This window comes from Aeromicrobium sp. Root495 (assembly GCF_001426755.1).
Lineage (GTDB): Bacteria > Actinomycetota > Actinomycetes > Propionibacteriales > Nocardioidaceae > Aeromicrobium.
Window position 1 is genome coordinate 1517083 of record NZ_LMFJ01000001.1, and the last position, 19528, is coordinate 1536610.

The window sequence follows — 19528 nt, forward strand, 5'->3', positions numbered from 1 at the left end:
GTCACGTCAATATCTCTTGACATCAAGATACATGATGTCGAGAGGCTTTTCAGGGAAGTGCCGCATCACCAGGGCTTCGGGAACCGCCACAGGAGCGGCCAGTAGAAGGACAGGTAGGTGGAGCAGACCGCGACGACGCCGAGCACCCCGACCACGTCGAGGACCACGAGGGCACGAAGGCGCTCGGGCCGGGTGTGCGCGTCGAGGCCCGTGGCGCGCTCGACCCGCGTGCGGGCGACGCGGTCGGCCAGACCGCGGCCCGCGCCGAGCACGACCGGGACGAGCAGCACGAGGAGGGCGAGGTACGCCGCTCCCCCGAAGTGCCAGGCGTCGGGCGTGGCGCGCCTCAGCACCGTGGGCAGGTTCACCGGGACCGCGGCCAGCGCGAGGTCGAGCAGGACCACCATCACGGCACCTCGGAGCAGACCACGCCACGGTCCGGCGGGACGGCCGGTGGCCGCGTCGACCACCATCAGGCCCTCGCGGTGCTTGCCGATGCTGTGACCCCGTAGTCCTTGACGCAGCCCGTTGTTCCACAGGACGAAGAGCTCGCCCGCGACGAGCCCGCTCAGCAGGACCTCGTCGGACAGGCCGATGCCCCAGACGTGCATCTCGTCGCCGCTCATGAGCCGGACGAGGACGTAGAAGAGCGCCCCGGCGCTGAACGCGACGCAGAAGAGCAGCACGTCCTGAGCGAGGGCGGAGCGTCGGAGCACGGAGACCGGACGGTCGTCCTGCAGGACGTCGTCGGCGGCGGAGCGCGTGCCCGGTGCGGGGTCGGTCATCTGGCTCACCTCATGGTCGAGAGGAACTGCACGGCGGACCGTCCTTCGCGCACCCGCTGCTCCCAGGTCGTGCCGACCAGGGTGAGCAGGATCCCGACGGCGGCGATGATGAACCACCGCGGGACGGCCCATGCGTAGGGTCCCACGTTCACCAGGACCAGGAGCGCCACCACGCCCGACCCGAGGACGAACGGGACCTGCCAGCGCCGGACCAGCCCGACGGCCAGGAAGGCGACGGCCACGGCCGCCAGCGCCCCGGCGCGCGGGCTCGTGGGCTGAGCGAGCGCCTGCGGGAGGCTGGGCACCAGGGACAGGACCACCCCGGCGGTCAGAGCCGTGCGCGTGGAGATCTCGGGGCGTCGGACGAGCGCCACCACGCCCGCCACGAGAAGGACCACCGCGAAGGGTGCGGTGTAGGCCTCGATCACGCCGACGTCGCTCGCGAGGAGCCTCAGGACCCAGGCGACGCCGAGCAGCGGGGACCCGACGGCCACGTAGGCGCGACGGTCGGGCACCAGCACGGCGACCGCCGTGGCGACGACCCCTGGCACGGTGAGCACGAGCGCCACCCAGGCGTAGCCCCGCGGCACGTCCTCGACGGCCACGGCCGCGATGAGGACGCCGAGCACGAGGACCGCTCCGGCGCCCGCCTCCAGGCCCAGCCGGACGTCCGGGTGCCTGCGCACGGCGAGCGCCCCCACAGCGAGGAGCGAGGCGGCCACGGCCACCGCGAGGTCGATCCCGCGGGCTCGACCGCCGAGGAGGTCGGCCGCCGGGGCGACCGTGAGTCCGACCCACCAGGTGGCCGCTGCCACGAGCGCCACGGTCTCGCTGCCGCCTCGCCTGCGGACCGCCGCCACCGCCGCGAGGATCGCGGCGGCTGCGGGCGCGGCGACCACGAGGACGGTGTGGGCGTTTAGGAGCGCGGCCGGAGCGACCATGACGACGACGGGCCCCACGAGACCCCAGCGCTCGTCGGCGCGCCACAGCGCGGCGAGGGCAGCACCCAGGAGCAGGAGGGCGAGGGCCGTCGTCCAGGCCCGCGGCACGGTGTCGACCACCACGGCCAGCACGCCGAGAGCTGCGAGCATGCTCGCCACACGGACGAGCGGCCTGCGGTAGGCCTCGGCACCCTGCCAGCGGGTGCCGAGCAGCAGCGAGGCCACGAGGACGGTGGCGACGATGGCGAGGACCGTCGTCGAGAACGGTGTGGGTGCCGTGGACGAGAGGTCCTGCGCGGCGGTGACCCGGGACGAACCGGCCGCCGACCGGCTCAGGACGTCGACGGCCACGACGAACCACGGGGTGGTGACGAGGAGCAGGACGACGGCGGTGCCGGCCACGACGAGCTGGACGCCCCGCAGCCAGGCCAGCACCGCTTCGCGCAGGGAGAGCGCGGAGACGGCGGAGCCGAGCAGCACGATCGCCGCCGCGGACAACCATCCCCCGGCCGGTTCCCACCGTGCTGCGCAGGGCAGCACGACGAGGGCGCCGAGCGACGTGGTGGCGAGGGCGGACGCGCCACCGCGCAGGACCGGACGGTCGACGACGACTCCGACCACGACGGCCGCCAGGGCCACGAGGAGCAGCGGGAAGCCGTCGAGGTCGCGGACGAGGTCGCGGAGGTCGGGGTTGGCGAGCGCCTGCAGGAACGCCGACGCGACGGCCACCACCGCTGCGACACAGCCGATCGAGCCGGCGACCACGACCGACGGCCTCCAGGCCAGACGGTGCACGAGCACGAGGACGGCCCCGGCCACGCCCATCACGACGACAGCGGGCCAGAAGGGCCACTCGACGACGTTCCACAGCTGGGCCGACAGCGCGGGGCCGGCGGCCAGCGGCACGGCACCTGCTGCGCCGGTCATGAGTCCCAACGGGGTGCCCAGGAGGGCCTGGGTCCTGCGTCCCACCACGACGGCGGTGACGAGCACGAGCCCCGACCAGACGAGCACCGCGACGTCGATCGGCACCGCGTCCAGGTTGGCGAACCCGAGGGCCCGGCCGACGAACCAGTCGATCGTGACCAGGCCGAGGAACACCGCCCACAGGGCATGGGCCGACGCCCGCAGGCCCTTGACCGCGCACCGGTCGGCGAACCGGGCGACCACGGCGGTGATCGCGAGCAGCACGATGGCCCGCCCCGTGGGACCGACGAGGTTCCACGCGACGCCGAGGAAGATCAGGCCGGCCACCAGCAGGCAGCCCGCTCCGAGGGTCAGGATGACTCCGCCGGCCGTCCAGCGTCGGCGAGGTCGAGGCGCCGTGGACGTCCCGCCCGGGTGGCGCGGCAGGGGCGTCCCCGGCGTCCCCGGGTGACGTGGCAGCGCTGCGCTCGTGTCGACGGAGGGGCTCGGAGGACCCGCCTGCTCGACGGGCGGTGACGCCGGAACGCCCACGACCTGCTGCGCCGGGACGGGCGCAGCGACCGGGACGCGAGCGGCTCGCGCGAGCCATGCGTCGGCCGACGACAGGGCCTGGCGCACCGTGGCGACCTCGGGCGTCGTCAGGTCGAGACGGCAGACCGTGCAGACCGCGGCGCCCCCCGCCGGCGTGCGGCAGTCAGGGCAGGCGTCCTGCTCGGAATACTTCATGGCTGCACCCTGCCGGTCGGGTCAGGGCAAAGCAAGGACCGCGACGCACTCCACGTGGTGCGTCATGGGAAAGAGGGCGAACCCACGGAGCGAGACGAGCTCGTAGCCCGAGGAGAGCGGCACGACGAGGTCGCGGGCCAGGGCGGCCGGGTCGCACGCGACGTAGACGATGCGGCGCGGGCGCAGTCCGACGACGTCGGCGATGGCCTTCTTCGCACCGGTGCGCGGAGGGTCCAGCACGACGACGTCGACCCGGCCGTCGAGCGCCGCGACGAGCGAGCCGTCGCGCAGGCTCCGCTCAGTGGTGCGGTCGAGGAGCTGCACCTGGGCCAGGTCGTGGAGGTTGCGGCGGGCGTCGCGACTGCCGCCCGGGTCCGACTCCACCGAGACCACACGGCCCTCGGGTCCGACGCCCTCGGCGAGGAACGCGGTGAAGAGGCCGACGCCGGCGTAGAGGTCCGCGGCGTGGTCGCCCCGCCGGAGCTCGGCGCCGGCGAGCACCGCGCCGACGAGCGTGTCGGCCGACTCGGGGTGGACCTGCCAGAACCCGGAGCCGGTGACCCGGAACCGGCGGTCGCGCACCTGCTCGTGCACGGCACGACGACCGTGCCGGACCTGTCCGTCGGTGCTCACGACTCCGTCGGCCAGGCCCTTGGGCACCGAGGCGTCGGTGACCACGAGGCTCTCTCCCGTGGACCCGGTCACCGCCTCGACAGGTCCGGCGTCCCAGCGTCGGCCGAGCACGTCGGGCAGGTCGGGATGGGCGATGAGGCACTCCTCGACGGGGACGACCTCGTGGGATCGGTGCGCGCGGAGCCCGGGCCTGCCGTCGTCGTCGACGGCGAAGGTGACGCGCGTGCGCCAGCCCAGGACGTCACCCACCGGCTCCACCCTTCCGGTCCAGTCCACGCCCGCCAGACGGTGCAGCTGCTCGCGCACGACGGAGGTGAGGAGGTCGAGCTGGGCGTCGGGGTCGACGTGCTGGAAGTCGCAGCCACCGCAGCGACCCGCGTAGCGACACGGAGGCTCGACGCGCCCCGGCGCGGCCTCGAGGACCTCGACGGCGTCGGCGCGCAGGAACCGCTTGGAGCGATCGGTCACGCGGATCCGCACCCGCTCCCCCGGCATCGTGTGGCGCACGAAGACGACCTGACCGTCGAGCCGGGCCACGCAGTGGCCGCCGTGGGCCACCGGCCCGACGTCGACGACCGGCAGGTCCTCGGTCTCTGCAGAGCTCACTAGCGCGGACCCCTGAGGTTGTTGCGGCGCGCCGCCTTCTCGCGCTCGATGAGCCGCTCCTTGGCCTGAGCGGCGGACTGCAGCTGGTACGGGACGCTCGTGACCATGACGCCGGGCATGAAGAGGAGACGGCCCTTGAGGCGCAGGGCGGTCTGGTTGTGCAGGAGCTGCTCCCACCATCGACCCACGACGTACTCGGGGATGTAGACGGTCACGATGTCACGCGGGCTGCTCTTGCGCAGCTCCTTGACGTAGCGCAGCACGGGCCGCACCAGCTCCCGGTACGGCGAGTCCACGATGACCAGCGGCACCTGGATGTGGAGCTCGTCCCACTCCTCGCGCAGTCGGTCGGAGGCGCCGGGCTCACGCTCCACGTAGAGCGCCTCGAGCGTGTTGGGACGCGAGACCTTGGCGTAGGCGAGCGCGCGCATCGTGGGCTTGTGCAGCCGACCCACGAGGACCACGGCGTGGACCCGCGACGGCAGCATGACGTCCTGGTCGTCGATGGCCAGCTCGTCCGCCACCCGCGCGTAGTGCCGCGAGATGCCCCGCATGAGCAGGTAGATGAGGATCATCGCCACGATGGCGATCCAGGCGCCGGCGAGGAACTTCGTCACCAGCACGATCACGAGCACCGTGGCCGTCATGGCCAGGCCGAAGGCGTTGATGACGCGCGAGCGCTTCATCCGGGAGCGCTCCTGGGGGTCCGTCTCCGTGGCGAGGTGGCGGGTCCAGTGTCGGATCATCCCGAACTGGCTCAGGTTGAACGAGACGAAGACACCCACGATGTAGAGCTGGATGAGCTTCGTGACCTCGGCGTCGAACGCCTGGATCAGCACCACCGCGGCGACGGCGAGGAGGACGATGCCGTTGCTGAAGGCGAGCCGGTCGCCTCGGGTGTCGAGCTGGCGGGGCAGGTGCCCGTCGCGCGCGAGGATCGAGGCCAGCACCGGGAAACCGTTGAAGGCGGTGTTGGCGGCCAGCACGAGGATGAGGCCCGTGCACGCGATCGTGAAGTAGAAGAGCGGCGTCTCGCCGTAGAGCGCCTTGGCCAGCTGGCCGATGACGGTGTCCTGCTCGTAGCCCGCGCCCACCGGCTTGCCGTCGAGGAGGAGCTGGTGCGCCGGGTCCTCGACGTAGCGCAGATGCATGAGGTCGGCGAGGACCACGATGCTCATGAGCATCGTGATGGCGATCGTGCCGAGGAGCAGGAGCGTCGTGGCGGCGTTCTTGCTCTTGGGTTTCTGGAAGGCCGGGACGCCGTTGCTGATGGCCTCCACACCGGTCAGCGCTGCACAGCCGGACGAGAACGCCCTGGCCAGCAGGAAGACCATGGCGAGCCCCGCGAAGGACTCGTAGGGCGCCTCGGGACGGATGTCGTACTTGGAGCTGTCGACCTGCGGAAGATCCCCGAAGAGGTACTTGAAGTAGCCCCAGAAGCCCATCAGGAAGATGGAGCCCATGAACAGGTAGGTGGGGATCGCGAAGGCCGTCCCGGACTCCTTGGCACCGCGCAGGTTGAGCGCCATCAGGATGACGACCAGGACCGACGCGGCCGTGGCCTCGTGCCCGTCGAGCCAGGGCACCGCGGACGTCGCGTTCTGCACGCCCGAGGAGATGGACACCGCCACCGTGAGGACGTAGTCGACGAGGAGCGCGCTGGCCACCGTGACGCCCGCCTTGGGCCCGATGTTCACGGTGGCGACCTCGTAGTCACCGCCGCCGCTGGGGTAGGCGTGGACGTTCTGGCGGTAGGACGCGACCACCGTGAGCATCACCAGGACGACGGCGATGCCGATCTTCCAGTTGAAGGCGTAGGCCGAGAGCCCACCGAGCGAGAGCGTCAGGAAGATCTCGTCGGGGGCGTAGGCCACCGACGACAGGGCGTCGCTCGCGAAGACGGGGAGCGCGATGCGCTTGGGGAGCAACGTCTCCCCGAGCTGGTTGCTGCGCAGCTTCTGCCCGACCAGCGCGCGCTTGGCGACTCCGACGATGCCCACGGGGGACGATGCTAGACCCGATCCGGGCGCACCGTGTCCCAGGTGAGTGAGAGCGTGCTCACCTGGCCCCGGTCGGGGCCGGGTCCGGTGTAGCGTCGCACCGTGCACATCGTGATCATGGGCTGCGGCCGGGTCGGCTCCGCCCTCGCCCACAGCCTCGAGGAGCGCGGCCACCAGACCGCCGTCATCGATGCCAATGCCGACGCCTTCCGTCGCCTCGGTCCGGGCTTCACCGGGCTCACGGTCACGGGCATGGGGTTCGACCGCGAGGTCCTGCGCCAGGCCGGCATCGAGCAGGCCGACGGCTTCGCCGCCGTCTCGAGCGGCGACAACTCCAACATCATCTCCGCGCGCGTGGCCCGCGAGCAGTTCGGCGTCGACAACGTCGTGGCCCGCATCTACGACCCGGGTCGAGCCGAGGTCTACGAGCGGCTCGGCGTCCCCACCGTCGCCACGGTCCCCTGGGCCGCCGACCAGGTGCTCCGCCGTCTGCTGCCCGCGGGCTCGGAACCGGCCTGGCGCGACCCGTCCGGTCAGCTGCGCCTCGACACCGTGTACGCCCCCTTCGCCTGGATCGGACGCACCATCGCCCAGCTCGACGCAGCCTCCGGCGGTCGCGTCGCCTACCTGACCCGGCTCGGAGCCGGGCAGGTCGCGCGTGCGGACACCGTCATCCAGGAGGGTGACTACCTCAGCATCTTCATGCGCGACGACCAGGCCGAGCAGGTCATCTCCGTGCTCGATGCCGGACCCGAGGAGGACTGATGCGCGTCGCCATCGCCGGTGCCGGGGCCGTGGGCCGTTCCGTGGCCCTCGAGCTCTCGGAGAACGGTCACCAGGTCCTCCTGATCGACAAGTCCCCCGGCTCCATCCGTTCCGACGTCGTGCCGGGGGCCCAGTGGCTCCTGGCCGACGCGTGCGAGCTCTCCTCGCTCCGTGAGGCGCAGCTCGCCACGTGCGACGTCGTGATCGCGGCCACGGGCGACGACAAGGCCAACCTGGTCATCGCGCTCCTGGCCAAGACCGAGTTCACCGTGCCCCGCACCGTCGGACGGGTGAACCACCCCAGCAACGAGTGGCTCTTCAACGAGTCCTGGGGCGTCGACGTCGCCGTCTCCACCCCGCGCCTCATGTCGGCACTCGTGGAGGAGGCCGTGACGGTGGGCGATCTCGTGCGCCTGTTCACGTTCCGCCAGAGCAACACCAACCTGGTCGAGCTCACGATGCCCGACCACTCCCCCTACGTGGGGCACCTGGTCCGCGACGTGCCGTGGCCCGAGGACGTCGTGCTCACGGCCATCCTGCGCGACAACACCATCCTCACGCCCGACAAGGACCGCTCGCTCGAGTCGGGCGACGAGCTGCTGTTCGTGTCCCCCGACGACGCCGAGGACGCACTGGCGCACCTGCTCTCGCCCAAGAGCTGACGGACGGCCCTGGCCGGACCCGCGCCTCCTGAGCCTGTCCGAGGCGTCTCAGAGGCCGCGGGTGTCCTCGAGCGGTGTGTGGTTGCGGCCCAGGACCCAGCCCATGGCGGCGAAGGCCGCCACCTGCAGCGGCCACCCCAGCACGATCTTGGACGTCCCGAGCAGTCCCACCTGGTCCGAGGCGTACAGCGGGTACTGCACGAGCACCCGGACGATGCAGGGCGCGGCGAAGAGCCACGTCAGGAGCGAGCAGAGGCGCACGACCTGGCGGTTCGTGTGCCAGGCCGTGGGGTCACCCGTGAGGCTCCCCACGAGGAAGCCCACGACCGGCCAGCCCACGAGGATCGACACGATGAACACCGCCGCGTAGGCGCCGTTGTAGAGGATGCCCGGCAGGAAGACGTCGCGCGCCTCGCCCGAGCGTGCGGCGAAGACGGCGGCGATCGCGATGCCGAAGAGCGCGTTGAGGACGAACTGGGGGTTGGACCGCTGGACCAGGCGCACCACGAGCAGCACCACGGTGAGGCTGATGCTGAGGATGAGCGACGTGCGCAGGTCCTTGGTGGACAGCCACGTGATGGTGAACGAGGCGGTGGGGACGGCGGCCTCCAGGATGCCGCGGCCTCCGCCCAGGGCATCGGCGAGCCGGCGCCGGACCAGCTCCTCGACGCTGCTGATGTGCTCCTGCGGACCCGGGTCGATCGGCTCGGGTGCCGAGGTCATGCCTCGAGCTCGTAGCGGGGGTTGTAGATGATCCGCTCCGGTCCGCGGCGGCCGATGCGCCCCTCGGCCGTGAGCTTGCGCCCCGGTCGGATGCCCGTGATGGTGCGTCGGCCGAGCCACACGAGGGTGACTGCGTCGGAGCCGTCGTAGAGCTGGACCTCGAGGGCCTGGACGCCACCGGTGGGACGCAGGGTGACGGACCGGACGACACCGTGGATGGTGGCGTAGCAGCGCTCGGGCTGCGAGGCGATGAGCGTGCAGCCGGCCTTGGCCGCCTCGTCCTGCAGCTCGCTGACCTCCTGCTGCTCCGAGGAGAGCCGGTTCAGCGTGCGGCTGATGAGTCCTGTCATGTCTTCAGTCTAGGCACGTGCCCGGGCGACGCGTGTCAGGCGTCGTCGGGCTCGAGGCCGTTCTCGTCCAGGAGCGGGATGCTGGGGTCGAGCGTGAGGGGAAGCGCCTCCCGCGACATCATCGGGCCGGACCCCCGGACGACCACCACGTCGCGCAGGGCCGCGACGAGGGGCTCGGCGGCGTCGTCGTCGAAGGCAGCGAGCCCGAGCAGGGTCCCGCGCAGGAACCAACGGGGTCCGTCGACGCCGATGATGCGTCCGGGCTGGACGCCCTCCTGACCGTCGGGGAGCTCGGCCGGGATGCCGGTGCGGAGCTCGGTGCCGAAGGGGCCGGGCGCCTCGGTGTGCTGACCGCCCAGCCGGTCGACCTCGGCCTTGAGGTCGTTGCGGACCTCCTCCCACAGGCTGCCCGTGCGGCCTGCGGCGAAGGCGCGCAGCTCCAGGACCGACTCCGCGGTGACCAGGAGGACCGCCAGACGGTCCGTGGTCCCCTCCTCAGGCGGGACCTGGATGGCGTAGCCCTCGTGCACGGGGATCTGGAGGGCACCGAGGTCGACCCGCTCACCCGCGGGCGCGTCGGCGGCGTCCCACGGACCCGCGGCAGGAGCGGCCTGCTCGTCGGTCAGCTCCTCGGTGGGCTCCTGCGTCGCGGCGGGCTCCTGCGCGGAGCCCTGGTCGCGGTCCTTCTTGCGCCAAGCCATCATTCCCCCTCCTTCGGTGCGGCAGCGGCCACACCCGTCGAACCGTAGCCGCCTGCGCCGCGCGCCGAGTCGTCGAGGCTCGCGACCTCGACGAACACCGCCTGCTCGACCCGCTGGACCACCAGCTGGGCGATCCGGTCGCCGCGCTCGACGGCGAACGAGTCGTGCAGGTCGTGGTTGACGAGGAGCACCTTGATCTCACCGCGGTACCCGGCGTCGATCGTCCCGGGCGTGTTCACCACGGAGATCCCGTGCCGGAGCGCCAGGCCCGAGCGCGGGTGCACGAACGCGGCGTACCCGGCGGGGAGGGCGATGGCGATGCCCGTCGGCACCAGGGCCCGCTCGCCGGGCGCCAGGGTGGCCGAGGTGCTCGCGTGCAGGTCGGCACCGGCGTCGCCCGGATGGGCGTACGTCGGCAGCGGGAGCTCGGTGTCCAGGCGGGTGAGCGCGATCTCGACCATGGGCCGACCCTATCCACGCGCGACGGGTCCTGCCCCGGCCCACGTAGGCTGGTGACGTGGCTGCTCACCGCGAACGTCTCGTCGCTCCCCTGTCCTGGTGGATCGCGGCCCTCGCGTTCTCCGTCGTGTGCGGCTGGATCGTGCTGGTGGCCACGCGCTGGCCCATCGGCATCGCCGCGGCCGTCGTCGTCGCGGTCGTCACGGCCGGGACGCTGTGGCGCTATGGCGACGTGGTCGTGTCCGCCGGGCCCGACGGGTTCCGGGCCGGACGGGCCCACCTGGCGCTCGAGCACGTGGCGTCCGTCGAGGCGCTCGGGGTGAAGGCGCTGCGCGAGCGCCTCGGACCCACGGCCGACGCCCGTGCGTGGCTGATGACCCGCCCCTACGTCCTCACGGGAGTCGTCGTCACGCTCGACGACCCCGCCGACCCCACGCCGTACTGGCTCGTGTCGTCCCGCGCCCCGGAGCGTCTCGTCGCGGCGATCGAGTCGGTACGCCAGACTGGCCCGACACCAGCAACGGGAGGCGCCTCGCATGGCGAGCAAGAAGAAGAAGGCTGACGCCAAGAAGGCGACAGCGGGCACCACGACCGCGGGCGGCACGAAGAAGGGCTCGGCGGGCAGCCGTGGCGCCTGGAAGATCATGGACCGCAGCACCACCGTCGCTGCGGCCCTCCTGGCGCGTGAGGTCTCCTCGGTGTCCTGGCGTGCCGTGACGGGCAAGAAGCCCCCCACCAACGCCCGCCACCCCGAGGTGGGGACCCGTGAGGCCGTGGCGTGGGCCATGGTCGGTGGTGCCCTCACCGAGCTCGTGAAGATCGGTGTGCGGCGCTACGCAGCCACCTACTGGGTCAAGTCCACCGGGAAGCTCCCGCCGGGCATGAAGACCCTCTCCGCGCCTCCCCTCGTCGACCCGGCCACCGTGGTGCCGGAGCCGCAGAAGCCCGCCGGCCGGCGCGGCCGTCGTCGCCGACGCTGACCGTGTCCGGACACAAGTGACGCCGCTGACGATGTCAGCGGCGTCTCAGGCCGTTCTTCGGGCGTGCGCCGGCGGCGCACCCGTGCTCAGTACGCGCAGTCGCGGCAGATGAGCTGCCCGTTCTTCTTCTCCTCGGCGAGCTGCGAGCGGTGGTGCACCAGGAAGCACGAGCTGCAGGTGAACTCGTCCTGCTTCTTGGGCACGACCTGGACCGCGAGCTCCTCGTGGGACAGGTCAGCACCCGGAAGCTCGAATGATTCCGCAGCCTCGGTCTCGTCCTCGTCGACCTTGCCCGAGTTCTTCTCGTGGCGACGTGCCTTGAGCTCCTCGATGCTGTCCTCGGACTGCTCTTCCTCGGTCTTGCGCGGCGCGTCGTAGTCGGTAGCCATGTGCCCTCCTTCTCATCCCATCAACCGGCGTGATTGTTCCACACCGCACCAAACTGTTGTTCGTGGCGTAGGACTCAGAACCCACAAGCACGAACGAGGCTGAAATATTCCTCTGCGATCCCAGGGTGGGCCGCCACGACGAGACGCTCGTCCGGCGTGTCGCCGAGTCCCTCGATGACGATGCCGGCCTCGCGGGCCACCAGGCCCCCCGCGGCGAGGTCCCACGGCTTGAGCCCCTGCTCGACGTAGGCGTCCAGACGACCTTCCGCCAGACCACAGAGATCGAGTGCGGCCGAGCCGATGCGGCGGATGTCGCGCACGTGCGGGAGGAGGCGCGCCGCGGCCGCGGCCTGCTGCTCACGGATGGGGCGCGTGTAGTGGAACCCCGTGCCGACCAGGGCGTGCGAGACCTGCGAGGTGACCGGCGCCACGACCGGGACCCGCTCGTCGTCGTGCCAGCGCCACGCCCCCTCACTGGCGACCGCTCCCCACTCCTCCCCCGACGCGATGTTCACGACGTGGGCGGCGACGACGCCCTGCGCCGTGACGGCTGCGATGGAGACGGCATAGGCCGGGATGCCGTAGACGAAGTTGACGGTCCCGTCGATGGGGTCCACGACCCACTCGACACCGCTCGTCCCCTCGACGCTGTCGCCCTCCTCGCCGAGGAACCCGTCGTCGGGACGCGCCGAGAGCAGACGCGCCCGGATGAGGTCCTCGCTCTCGCGGTCGATCTCGGTGACGACGTCGGTGGGGCTCGACTTGGTGGCGGCCACCTCGACGCGCCCCACGGGCCGTCGAGCGCGCACGTGCGCCGCGGCCTCGCGTCCGACGTCACGGGCGAGGACGGCCAGCTCGAGCGTCATCGGACCGCCGGCTTGGGCCCGCGGAGGTTGGCGCAGCAGTCGATGGGGCAGACGTCGGGGTTGGGCGCGCACCGCCCGACGGTGGCCCGCTGCGGGTCATCGCCCCTGACCGCGGACGAGCGCTCCAGGAGGAGGTCGCGGACCATGGCGACGAACTCGGGGTGCGTGCCGGGGGTGGCCACGCGGCGGAACCAGAGGCCGAGCCGCTCTGCGGTCTCCTTGGCCTCGGTGTCGAGGTCGTAGACGACCTCCATGTGGTCGGAGACGAACCCGATGGGGACCACGACGACACCCGGGGCGCCATCCGCGGCGAGCTGCTCGAGGTGGTCGTTGACGTCGGGCTCGAGCCACGGGGTGCGGGGCGACCCGGAGCGGGAGCAGTACACGAGGGCCGTGAGCTCGGGGGCGATGCCCACCGCCTCCGTGACGAGCCGCGCCACCTCCTCGTGCTGGCGGCGGTACGCGCCGACGTCGGGACCGCCGCTCGAGTCGTTCATGGCGTCGGGGATGGAGTGGGTGACGTAGGCGACCCGCGTCCCTTCCGGGGCTCCGGCCAGGGCCTCGGCCGTGCCCTCGACGAACGGCTGCACGAAACCGGGGTGGTTGAAGTAGAGGCGCAGGCGCGTGAGCTGGAGGTCGAGGCCCTCCACGGCCCCCGCCAGGTCCTCGCGGTACTGCCGGCAGCCCGAGTACGACGAGTACGCGCTCGTGACCAGGAACGCAGCGTTCTTGACGCCGTCGTCGACCATCTGGCGCATCGTGTCGGCCAGGTACGGATCCCAGTTGCGGTTGCCCCAGTAGACCGGGAGGTCGATGCCGGCACCGGCCAGGTCACCCCGGACCGCCTCGATCACCTCACGGTTGAGGTCGTTGATGGGCGACTTGCCACCGAAGAGGAAGTAGTGCTCCCCGACCTCCTCCAGGCGCTCGCGGGGGATGCCGCGGCCGGCCGTCACGTTCTCCAGGAACGGGACCACGTCGTCGGGCTTCTCGGGCCCTCCGAAGGAGACATAGAGCAACGCGTCGAAGGGGCTGACGTCCATGTCGTCATGCTCCCACGGTGGGCCTCGGGCGGCGCGCCAGGCTGCGCGCCGGTGACGCCGCCCCGTCCGACTAGGGTGGTGCGACGAGACCGGAGGGAGATCGGTGAGCACCACGTACGGACGCCTGTTGACGCGTCCCGGCGCCACGCCGTTCGCCGCTGCAGCGCTGCTCGGCCGACTCCCCCTCTCCATGCTGGGTCTCGGCATCGTGCTGGTCGTGGAGCAGCGGACGGGCTCGTTCGGCAGCGCAGGCCTCCTCGCTGCCGTCCTCGTGCTGGCCGCTGCGGTCTGCTCTCCGCTGCAGGGTCGGGCGGCCGACACGTTCGGGCAGACCCCGGTCATGGCCGTGTGCGCCGTCCTCTTCGCGGTCGGCATGTCGCTGCTCCTGCTGGCCATCCTCTCCTCGTGGGACGCCCCGTGGCCGCACCTGTGCGCAGCTCTCGCCGGCGCGGCCTCCCCTCAGACCGGCACCATGGCGCGAGCCCGCTGGACCCACCTCCTGGGCGACGAGCGGGAGCTGCTCGGGTCTGCGTTCGCGCTCGAGGCGGTGCTCGACGAGGTGGTCTTCATCCTCGGGCCCGTGCTCGTGACGGTGCTGACGCTCCAGGTGAACGACGCCGCAGGTCTCGCCCTCGCGGCAGTCGCCGGCTCGCTCGGCAGCGCCGCGCTGGCCCTCCAGCCCCGCACCGCTCCGCCACGTCGGCAGGCCGGCGCAGGCCCCCGAGCGCCCATGCCCTGGGCGGGTCTCGCGCCTCTCCTCGTCGCGAGCCTCGGGCTCGGCGTGCTCTTCGGGTCCACCGAGGTCCTGGTCGTCGCGTTCAGCAAGGAGCACGGCTCCGCCGGCGCCGCGGGCCCGATCCTCGCCCTCTGGGCGGCGGGGAGCCTCGTGGCGGGCATCGCCGTGGGCGCGGTCCCGGCCACGGACGACCAGCGCCAGCGGCTGCGGATCACGCTCGTCGTGCTCGCCGCCACCTTCGTGCCGCCGTTGTTCATCACGTCGGTGGCGTGGTTCGCCGTGGCCATGTTCGCCGCCGGCCTCATGATCGCTCCCACCCTCATCGCGGCCGTCTCCATCGTCGAGGGCGTGGTGCCGCCCAGCCGGCTCACCGAGGCCCTCACCTGGACCACCACCGGGCTCGCGGTCGGAGTGGCCCCAGGAGCCGCCGTGGCGGGTCGGATCATCGATCACCAAGGGGCCTCCGCGGGCTTCCTCGTCCCGCTCGTGGCCTGCGTCCTGGCGGCCCTGGTCGCCTGGATCGCGACGCCCCGACCCGTCGACCACGTACCGGTCGATGCCATCCCTGCCAACCACTATCCTGGGCCGTGACATGAGTCAGACTCCCCTCGCCGACCGCAGCGTGGACCTCGTCCGATCGTGGACGCGCTCCCCCGAGGCCCGTAGATCCGACCCCGCCGGGAAGCGACTCTCCCGCCTCCTCCAGGACCCCGCCGGACTGGAGTTCACGATCGGCTTCGTCGACCGCGTGGTCCGGCCCGAGGACACGGCCGTCGCCGCGCGCAACCTGCGCCGGCTCGCCTCGTCGACGCCGCGGTTCCTCCCCTGGCACCAGCGCCTGCTGCTCAAGCTCGGGGCACTCGTGTCGTTCGTCATGCCGGGCCTGGTGGTCGGCACCGCCCGCCGCACGCTGCGACGGCTCGTGGGGCACCTCGTGGTCGACGCGCGCCCCGAGCGTCTGGGCAAGAGCATCGCCAGGCTCCGCAAGAAGGGTGACCGGCTCAACCTCAACCTGCTCGGCGAGGCGGTCCTCGGCGAGGGCGAGGCGCTGCGCCGCCGCGACCAGACGTTGGCCGTGCTCGAGCGCGACGACGTCGACTACGTCTCGGTCAAGGTCTCCGCCGTCGCCAGCCAGCTGTCGCTGTGGGCCTTCGAGGAGACCGTCGAGCGCGTCGTCGAGCGTCTTCTCCCGCTGTACGAGGCGGCGTCGCGCAAGGACGCCTTCATCAACCTCGACATGGAGGAGTACCGCGACCTCGACCTCACGGTCATGGTCTTCACCCGCATTCTCGATCGGTTCCCCGACCTCACGGCCGGCATCGTGCTCCAGGCCTACCTCCCCGACGCCCTCGGCGCCATGCAGCGGCTGCAGGAGTGGGCCTCGGACCGTCGAGCCCACGGGGGTGCTCGCATCAAGGTGCGGGTGGTCAAGGGCGCCAACCTCGCCATGGAGCGCGTCGACGCCACGGTCCACCACTGGCCGCTCGCCACCTGGCACAGCAAGCTCGAGTCCGACGCCCACTACAAGCGCGTCCTCGACTGGGCCATGACGCCCGAGCGCATCGATGCGGTGCGGCTCGGCGTGGCCGGGCAGAACTTGTTCGACGTCGCGCACGCCTTCCTGCTCGCCGGTGACCGCCAGGTCGCCGACGGCGTCGAGTTCGAGATGCTGCTCGGCATGGACTCCGGTCCCGTCGCAGCGGCCCGTCGGGACGTCGGGGCCCTGCTGCTCTACACGCCGGTCGTGCATCCCGACGAGTTCGACGTGGCCATCTCCTACCTCGTGCGCCGGCTCGAGGAGAACGCCAGCGAGGAGAACTTCCTCTCGGCGGCCTTCTCGCTCTCCCGCGACCCCGCCTCCTTCGACCGCGAGGCCGACCGGTTCCGCGCGTCCCTGGCCGCCGTGCCCGAGGAGGTGCCGGGACGCCACCGCGTGCAGGACCGCACGCAGGACCGCGTCTCCCTGCGCAACGAGGCGTTCGAGAACACCGCCGACACCGATCCGTCCACCCCGGCCAACCGGTCCTGGGGCCGGACGGCGCTCTCGCGCTCCACGTACACCCAGCTCGGCGTGCAGACCATCGAGGAGAGCAAGATCTACGGGCCGGCCTCGCTCGAGACCTTCCTGCGCCAGGCCCGTCGAGCCGGCGCCGACTGGGCTGAGCAGTCCCTCGACACACGGGCCTGGATCCTGCACCAGGCCGGTGCCGCCCTGGCCGCTCGGCGCGGCGACCTCGTGGCCGTCATGGCCGCCGAGACCGGCAAGACCATCGCCGAGGCCGACGTCGAGGTGAGCGAGGCCATCGACTTCGCCCACTACTACGCCGAGTCGGCCAGGCGCCTGGCCGCGGTCGACGGCGCCACCTTCACGCCGGCCCGGCTCACCGTCGTCACCCCACCGTGGAACTTCCCCGTGGCCATCCCGGCGGGATCCGTCCTGGCCGCGCTCGCGGCCGGCAGCGCCGTCGTCATCAAGCCCGCCCCCCAGAGCCCACGCTGCGCCGCCGTCATGGTCGAGGCGTTGTGGCAGGGCGGAGTCCCGCGCGACGTCCTGCGCTACGCGTCGGTCGAGGAGGGTCCGCTGAGCAAGGCTCTCGTCGCCCACACCGACGTCGACCGCGTGATCCTCACCGGGTCGTGGGAGACCGCGGCCCTGTTCCGCTCCTGGCGACCGGACCTGCCGCTGCTCGCCGAGACGAGCGGCAAGAACGCCATCGTGGTCACGCCCAGCGCCGACCTCGACCTCGCCGTCGCCGACCTCGCCAAGAGCGCCTTCGGCCACGCCGGCCAGAAGTGCTCGGCCGCGAGCCTCGCGATCCTCGTGGGCTCCGTCGGCGAGTCCGAGCGCTTCCGGCGCCAGCTCGTCGACGCCGTCTCGTCCATGCGCGTCGCGTGGCCCGAGGACCCCGAGGCCGTGATCGGTCCCGTCATCCAGGAGCCCGAGGGCAAGCTGGCCGACGCGCTCACCACGCTCGCCCCCGGAGAGTCCTGGTTGCTCGAGCCTCGCCGCCTCGACGAGACAGGACGTCTCTGGAGCCCGGGCATCCGCACCGGCGTGCGCCCCGGCAGCGAGTTCCACACCACGGAGTACTTCGGTCCGGTCCTCGGCCTCATGCACGCGCCCAGCCTCGAGACGGCCGTGCAGTGGCAGAACGCCACCGACTTCGGCCTCACGGCCGGCATCCACACGCTCGACGCCGACGAGGCCGGCTACTGGGCCGAGCGGGTCGAGGCGGGCAACCTCTACGTCAACCGCGGGATCACCGGCGCCGTCGTGCAGCGCCAGCCGTTCGGCGGCTGGAAGCGCTCCTCGGTCGGCACCACCAGCAAGGCCGGCGGCCCCAACTACCTGGTCCACCTCGGCACCTGGGCCCCCGCTCCCCCACGGCGACACCTCGACGACGTGCCCCTGGACGCCCGGGTCTCCCGCCTGCTCGAGGCCGCGGTGCCCCATCTCGACCAGGGCGCGCTGCAGCGTCTCGGCCGAGCCGCGGCCTCGGACCAGACGGCCTGGGCCCGTGAGTTCGGCATCTCCAAGGACGTCTCGGGGCTCGGCGTCGAGCGCAACCTGCTGCGCTACCGCCCTGTCCCGGTCACCGTGCGGCTCGGCGGCGAGCTCGAGGCCGACCTTCGGATCGTGCTGGCCGCCATCCGCAGCGGCGCCCCCGTCGTGGTCAGCACGCCGGCCTCCGTCCCGGGCGGGTTGCTGTCCGGACTCACGGAGCACGTCCACGTCGAGGACGAGGGGCAGTGGCTCGCCCGTGTCGCGGCCGAGCGACCGGCACGGATCCGCCTCGTCGGCGGCGACGCCAGAGCCGTCCACCAGGCGGTCGCGGGCGACCCCGACGTCGCCGTCCACGCCGGCCAGGTCACCTGGTCGGGCCGCATCGAGCTCCTGCCGTTCCTGCGCGAGCAGGCCGTGTCCGTGACGGCCCACCGCTTCGGCAACCCCGACCCTGCCTTCCGGGACCTGCCGCTCTGACGAGCGTGTCGCCACGGAGGAGCCCGTCCGGGTCCCTACCATGGTGAGAAGGATGACGAGGGAGGACGACATGCGAGAGCTCGGTCCCGACCGACTCAGCCAGGACGGTCGACGACTCGTCCTGCGCGATGCGCAGACCGGTGAGTCCTTCCAGGTGCCGCTCGAGCGGCTCGTCCCATTCCTCGACCGCACGGACGCGCCCCAGCCGGACGTCCGCGCAGAGACGGAGCCCACGATGCAGCAGACCACGCTCAGCCCGCGCGAGATCCAGACCCGCGTGCGTCGCGGCGAGAGTCCCGAGCAGATCGCCGAGGCCTCCGGCATGGAGCTCGACCGCGTCGAGCCGTTCGCCGCGCCCGTCCTCGCCGAGCGCGAGTACATGGTGGAGCAGGCACGCCGCACCACCATCCGTCGCCGTCACGTCGGTGGCTCGGGCGTGCAGCTCGGCGCAGCCGTCGACGAGCGCCTCGCCGACTCCGCCCGCGTGCCCGAGGAGGCCGCGTGGGATGCCTGGCGTCGTGAGGACGGTCGCTGGACCGTCACCGCGCACCCGCGCGACGACGCGGCGCCCGCCACCTTCCTGTTCGACGTGAAGGGCCGGTACGTGGTGCCCGCCGACGACGCCGCCCACGACCTCGTCGGCGACGTCGCCCTCCCCGACTCCGCCGACATGGCCATCGCCGACGCCATCCGCGAGACGGTCGAGGCCGAGGCCGCCGCCACCCAGGACGCCGAGGTCGTGCAGACGCCGTCGCTCGAGGTCGAGATCGAGGAGCTCGTGATCGACGTGGTGGCCGAGGCCGAGGCCGAGGCCCACGCCCCGGTCTCCTCCCTGCAGGAGGCACGCGACCGCAAGGCGCTGGAGGCCGAGGCGGTCGCCGAGGCCGAGGCGCAGGCCAAGCACGCCGAGAAGCCCGCCGAGGGTCCCCACCAGGACTCGCTCGACGACCTGTTCAGCGAGGCGGAGCAGGACGTCGCCGTGCCCGACACGGTCGCACCCCGCGCCAAGAAGAAGAACGAGCGTCGCCGCGTCCCCAGCTGGGACGAGATCATGTTCGGCGGCCGCGAGGACTGACCCGCCCGGGTCCGGACGAACGATGAGGGCTTGAGGTCGCTCCCGCGACCGCGGGCCCTCGTTCTTCGTCACCGCCGGACGAACGACGAGGGATCCTGGTCGTCCCCACGACCCCAGACCCTCATCCTTGGTCACCCCAGGACGAACGACGAGGGATCCTGGTCGTCCCACGACCCCAG

18 protein-coding genes are annotated in these 19528 nt (G+C 72.2%); 7 read left to right on the forward strand and 11 right to left on the reverse strand.

Annotated features, from left to right (window positions below; genetic code table 11):
* Nucleotides 1-65: 65 nt before the first annotated feature.
* The 4 genes from ASD11_RS07615 to ASD11_RS07630 are packed head-to-tail and all read right to left on the reverse strand — an operon-like array spanning nt 66 to nt 6618.
* Complete coding sequence (locus ASD11_RS07615) at nt 66-785, reverse strand: RDD family protein (protein ID WP_056285384.1); 720 nt, start codon at nt 783-785, stop codon at nt 66-68.
* A gap of 5 nt (nt 786-790) precedes the next feature.
* Nucleotides 791-3379, reverse strand: a complete 2589-nt coding sequence (locus ASD11_RS07620; RefSeq protein ID WP_056285387.1) for an SCO7613 C-terminal domain-containing membrane protein — start codon at nt 3377-3379, stop codon at nt 791-793.
* 21 nt (nt 3380-3400) lie between these two features.
* The gene (locus ASD11_RS07625) at nt 3401-4618 is read right to left on the reverse strand and encodes a class I SAM-dependent RNA methyltransferase (protein WP_056285391.1); all 1218 of its coding nucleotides are present in this window, start codon (nt 4616-4618) and stop codon (nt 3401-3403) included.
* On the reverse strand, nt 4618-6618 hold the full coding sequence (locus ASD11_RS07630; protein WP_056285395.1) for an APC family permease: 2001 nt from the start codon (nt 6616-6618) through the stop codon (nt 4618-4620). Before ASD11_RS07630 ends, ASD11_RS07625 begins: the two co-directional genes overlap by 1 nt.
* A gap of 102 nt (nt 6619-6720) precedes the next feature.
* Here ASD11_RS07630 and ASD11_RS07635 point away from each other — a divergent pair, with 102 nt between their 5' ends.
* A complete protein-coding gene (locus ASD11_RS07635) occupies nt 6721-7383 on the forward strand; it encodes a potassium channel family protein (protein WP_056285398.1) in 663 nt (220 codons plus the stop codon).
* On the forward strand, nt 7383-8045 hold the full coding sequence (locus ASD11_RS07640; protein WP_056285401.1) for a potassium channel family protein: 663 nt from the start codon (nt 7383-7385) through the stop codon (nt 8043-8045). Before ASD11_RS07635 ends, ASD11_RS07640 begins: the two co-directional genes overlap by 1 nt.
* 48 nt (nt 8046-8093) lie before the next feature.
* Here the strand turns inward: ASD11_RS07640 and ASD11_RS07645 are convergent, their stop codons facing one another.
* From ASD11_RS07645 to dut, 4 genes are read right to left on the reverse strand one after another with little or no spacing between them, the layout of a single operon-like run.
* Complete coding sequence (locus tag ASD11_RS07645) at nt 8094-8768, reverse strand: DUF3159 domain-containing protein (RefSeq protein WP_056285405.1); 675 nt, start codon at nt 8766-8768, stop codon at nt 8094-8096.
* The gene (locus ASD11_RS07650; protein WP_056285408.1) at nt 8765-9118 is read right to left on the reverse strand and encodes an OB-fold nucleic acid binding domain-containing protein; all 354 of its coding nucleotides are present in this window, start codon (nt 9116-9118) and stop codon (nt 8765-8767) included. Before ASD11_RS07650 ends, ASD11_RS07645 begins: the two co-directional genes overlap by 4 nt.
* 35 nt (nt 9119-9153) lie before the next feature.
* Complete coding sequence (locus ASD11_RS07655; protein WP_056285411.1) at nt 9154-9822, reverse strand: DUF3710 domain-containing protein; 669 nt, start codon at nt 9820-9822, stop codon at nt 9154-9156.
* Nucleotides 9819-10280: a dUTP diphosphatase gene (gene dut / locus ASD11_RS07660; protein WP_056285413.1), complete on the reverse strand. Its 462-nt coding sequence runs from the start codon at nt 10278-10280 to the stop codon at nt 9819-9821. The genes ASD11_RS07655 and dut overlap by 4 nt, the downstream gene beginning before the upstream one ends.
* Nucleotides 10281-10336: 56 nt before the next feature.
* Between dut and ASD11_RS07665 the strand changes: the two genes are divergently transcribed.
* Both ASD11_RS07665 and ASD11_RS07670 read left to right on the forward strand, forming a co-directional pair.
* On the forward strand, nt 10337-10840 hold the full coding sequence (locus ASD11_RS07665) for a DUF3093 domain-containing protein (protein ID WP_056285416.1): 504 nt from the start codon (nt 10337-10339) through the stop codon (nt 10838-10840).
* On the forward strand, nt 10815-11258 hold the full coding sequence (locus ASD11_RS07670) for a DUF4235 domain-containing protein (RefSeq protein ID WP_056285419.1): 444 nt from the start codon (nt 10815-10817) through the stop codon (nt 11256-11258). The genes ASD11_RS07665 and ASD11_RS07670 overlap by 26 nt, the downstream gene beginning before the upstream one ends.
* An 86-nt stretch (nt 11259-11344) precedes the next feature.
* Here ASD11_RS07670 and ASD11_RS07675 read toward each other — a convergent pair whose 3' ends face one another.
* The 3 genes from ASD11_RS07675 to ASD11_RS07685 all read right to left on the reverse strand — a co-directional run bounded on the left by ASD11_RS07675 (nt 11345) and on the right by ASD11_RS07685 (nt 13556).
* A complete protein-coding gene (locus ASD11_RS07675) occupies nt 11345-11647 on the reverse strand; it encodes a DUF4193 domain-containing protein (protein WP_056285423.1) in 303 nt (100 codons plus the stop codon).
* A 74-nt stretch (nt 11648-11721) separates the two neighbouring features.
* Complete coding sequence (locus tag ASD11_RS07680; protein ID WP_056285426.1) at nt 11722-12513, reverse strand: inositol monophosphatase family protein; 792 nt, start codon at nt 12511-12513, stop codon at nt 11722-11724.
* Nucleotides 12510-13556 carry a ferrochelatase gene (locus ASD11_RS07685; RefSeq protein WP_056285429.1) on the reverse strand — a complete coding sequence of 349 codons (1047 nt, stop codon included), beginning with the start codon at nt 13554-13556 and terminating at the stop codon, nt 12510-12512. Before ASD11_RS07685 ends, ASD11_RS07680 begins: the two co-directional genes overlap by 4 nt.
* Nucleotides 13557-13659: 103 nt before the next feature.
* Here ASD11_RS07685 and ASD11_RS07690 point away from each other — a divergent pair, with 103 nt between their 5' ends.
* The 3 genes from ASD11_RS07690 to sepH are packed head-to-tail and all read left to right on the forward strand — an operon-like array spanning nt 13660 to nt 19349.
* Entirely contained in the window at nt 13660-14883 is a 1224-nt protein-coding gene (locus tag ASD11_RS07690; RefSeq protein WP_056285432.1) for an MFS transporter, read from the forward strand.
* 1 nt (nt 14884) lies between these two features.
* Nucleotides 14885-18274 carry a proline dehydrogenase family protein gene (locus ASD11_RS07695; protein WP_056285434.1) on the forward strand — a complete coding sequence of 1130 codons (3390 nt, stop codon included), beginning with the start codon at nt 14885-14887 and terminating at the stop codon, nt 18272-18274.
* 52 nt (nt 18275-18326) lie between these two features.
* The gene (gene sepH / locus ASD11_RS07700; RefSeq protein WP_056285435.1) at nt 18327-19349 is read left to right on the forward strand and encodes a septation protein SepH; all 1023 of its coding nucleotides are present in this window, start codon (nt 18327-18329) and stop codon (nt 19347-19349) included.
* The last annotated feature ends 179 nt before the right edge of the window (nt 19350-19528 follow it).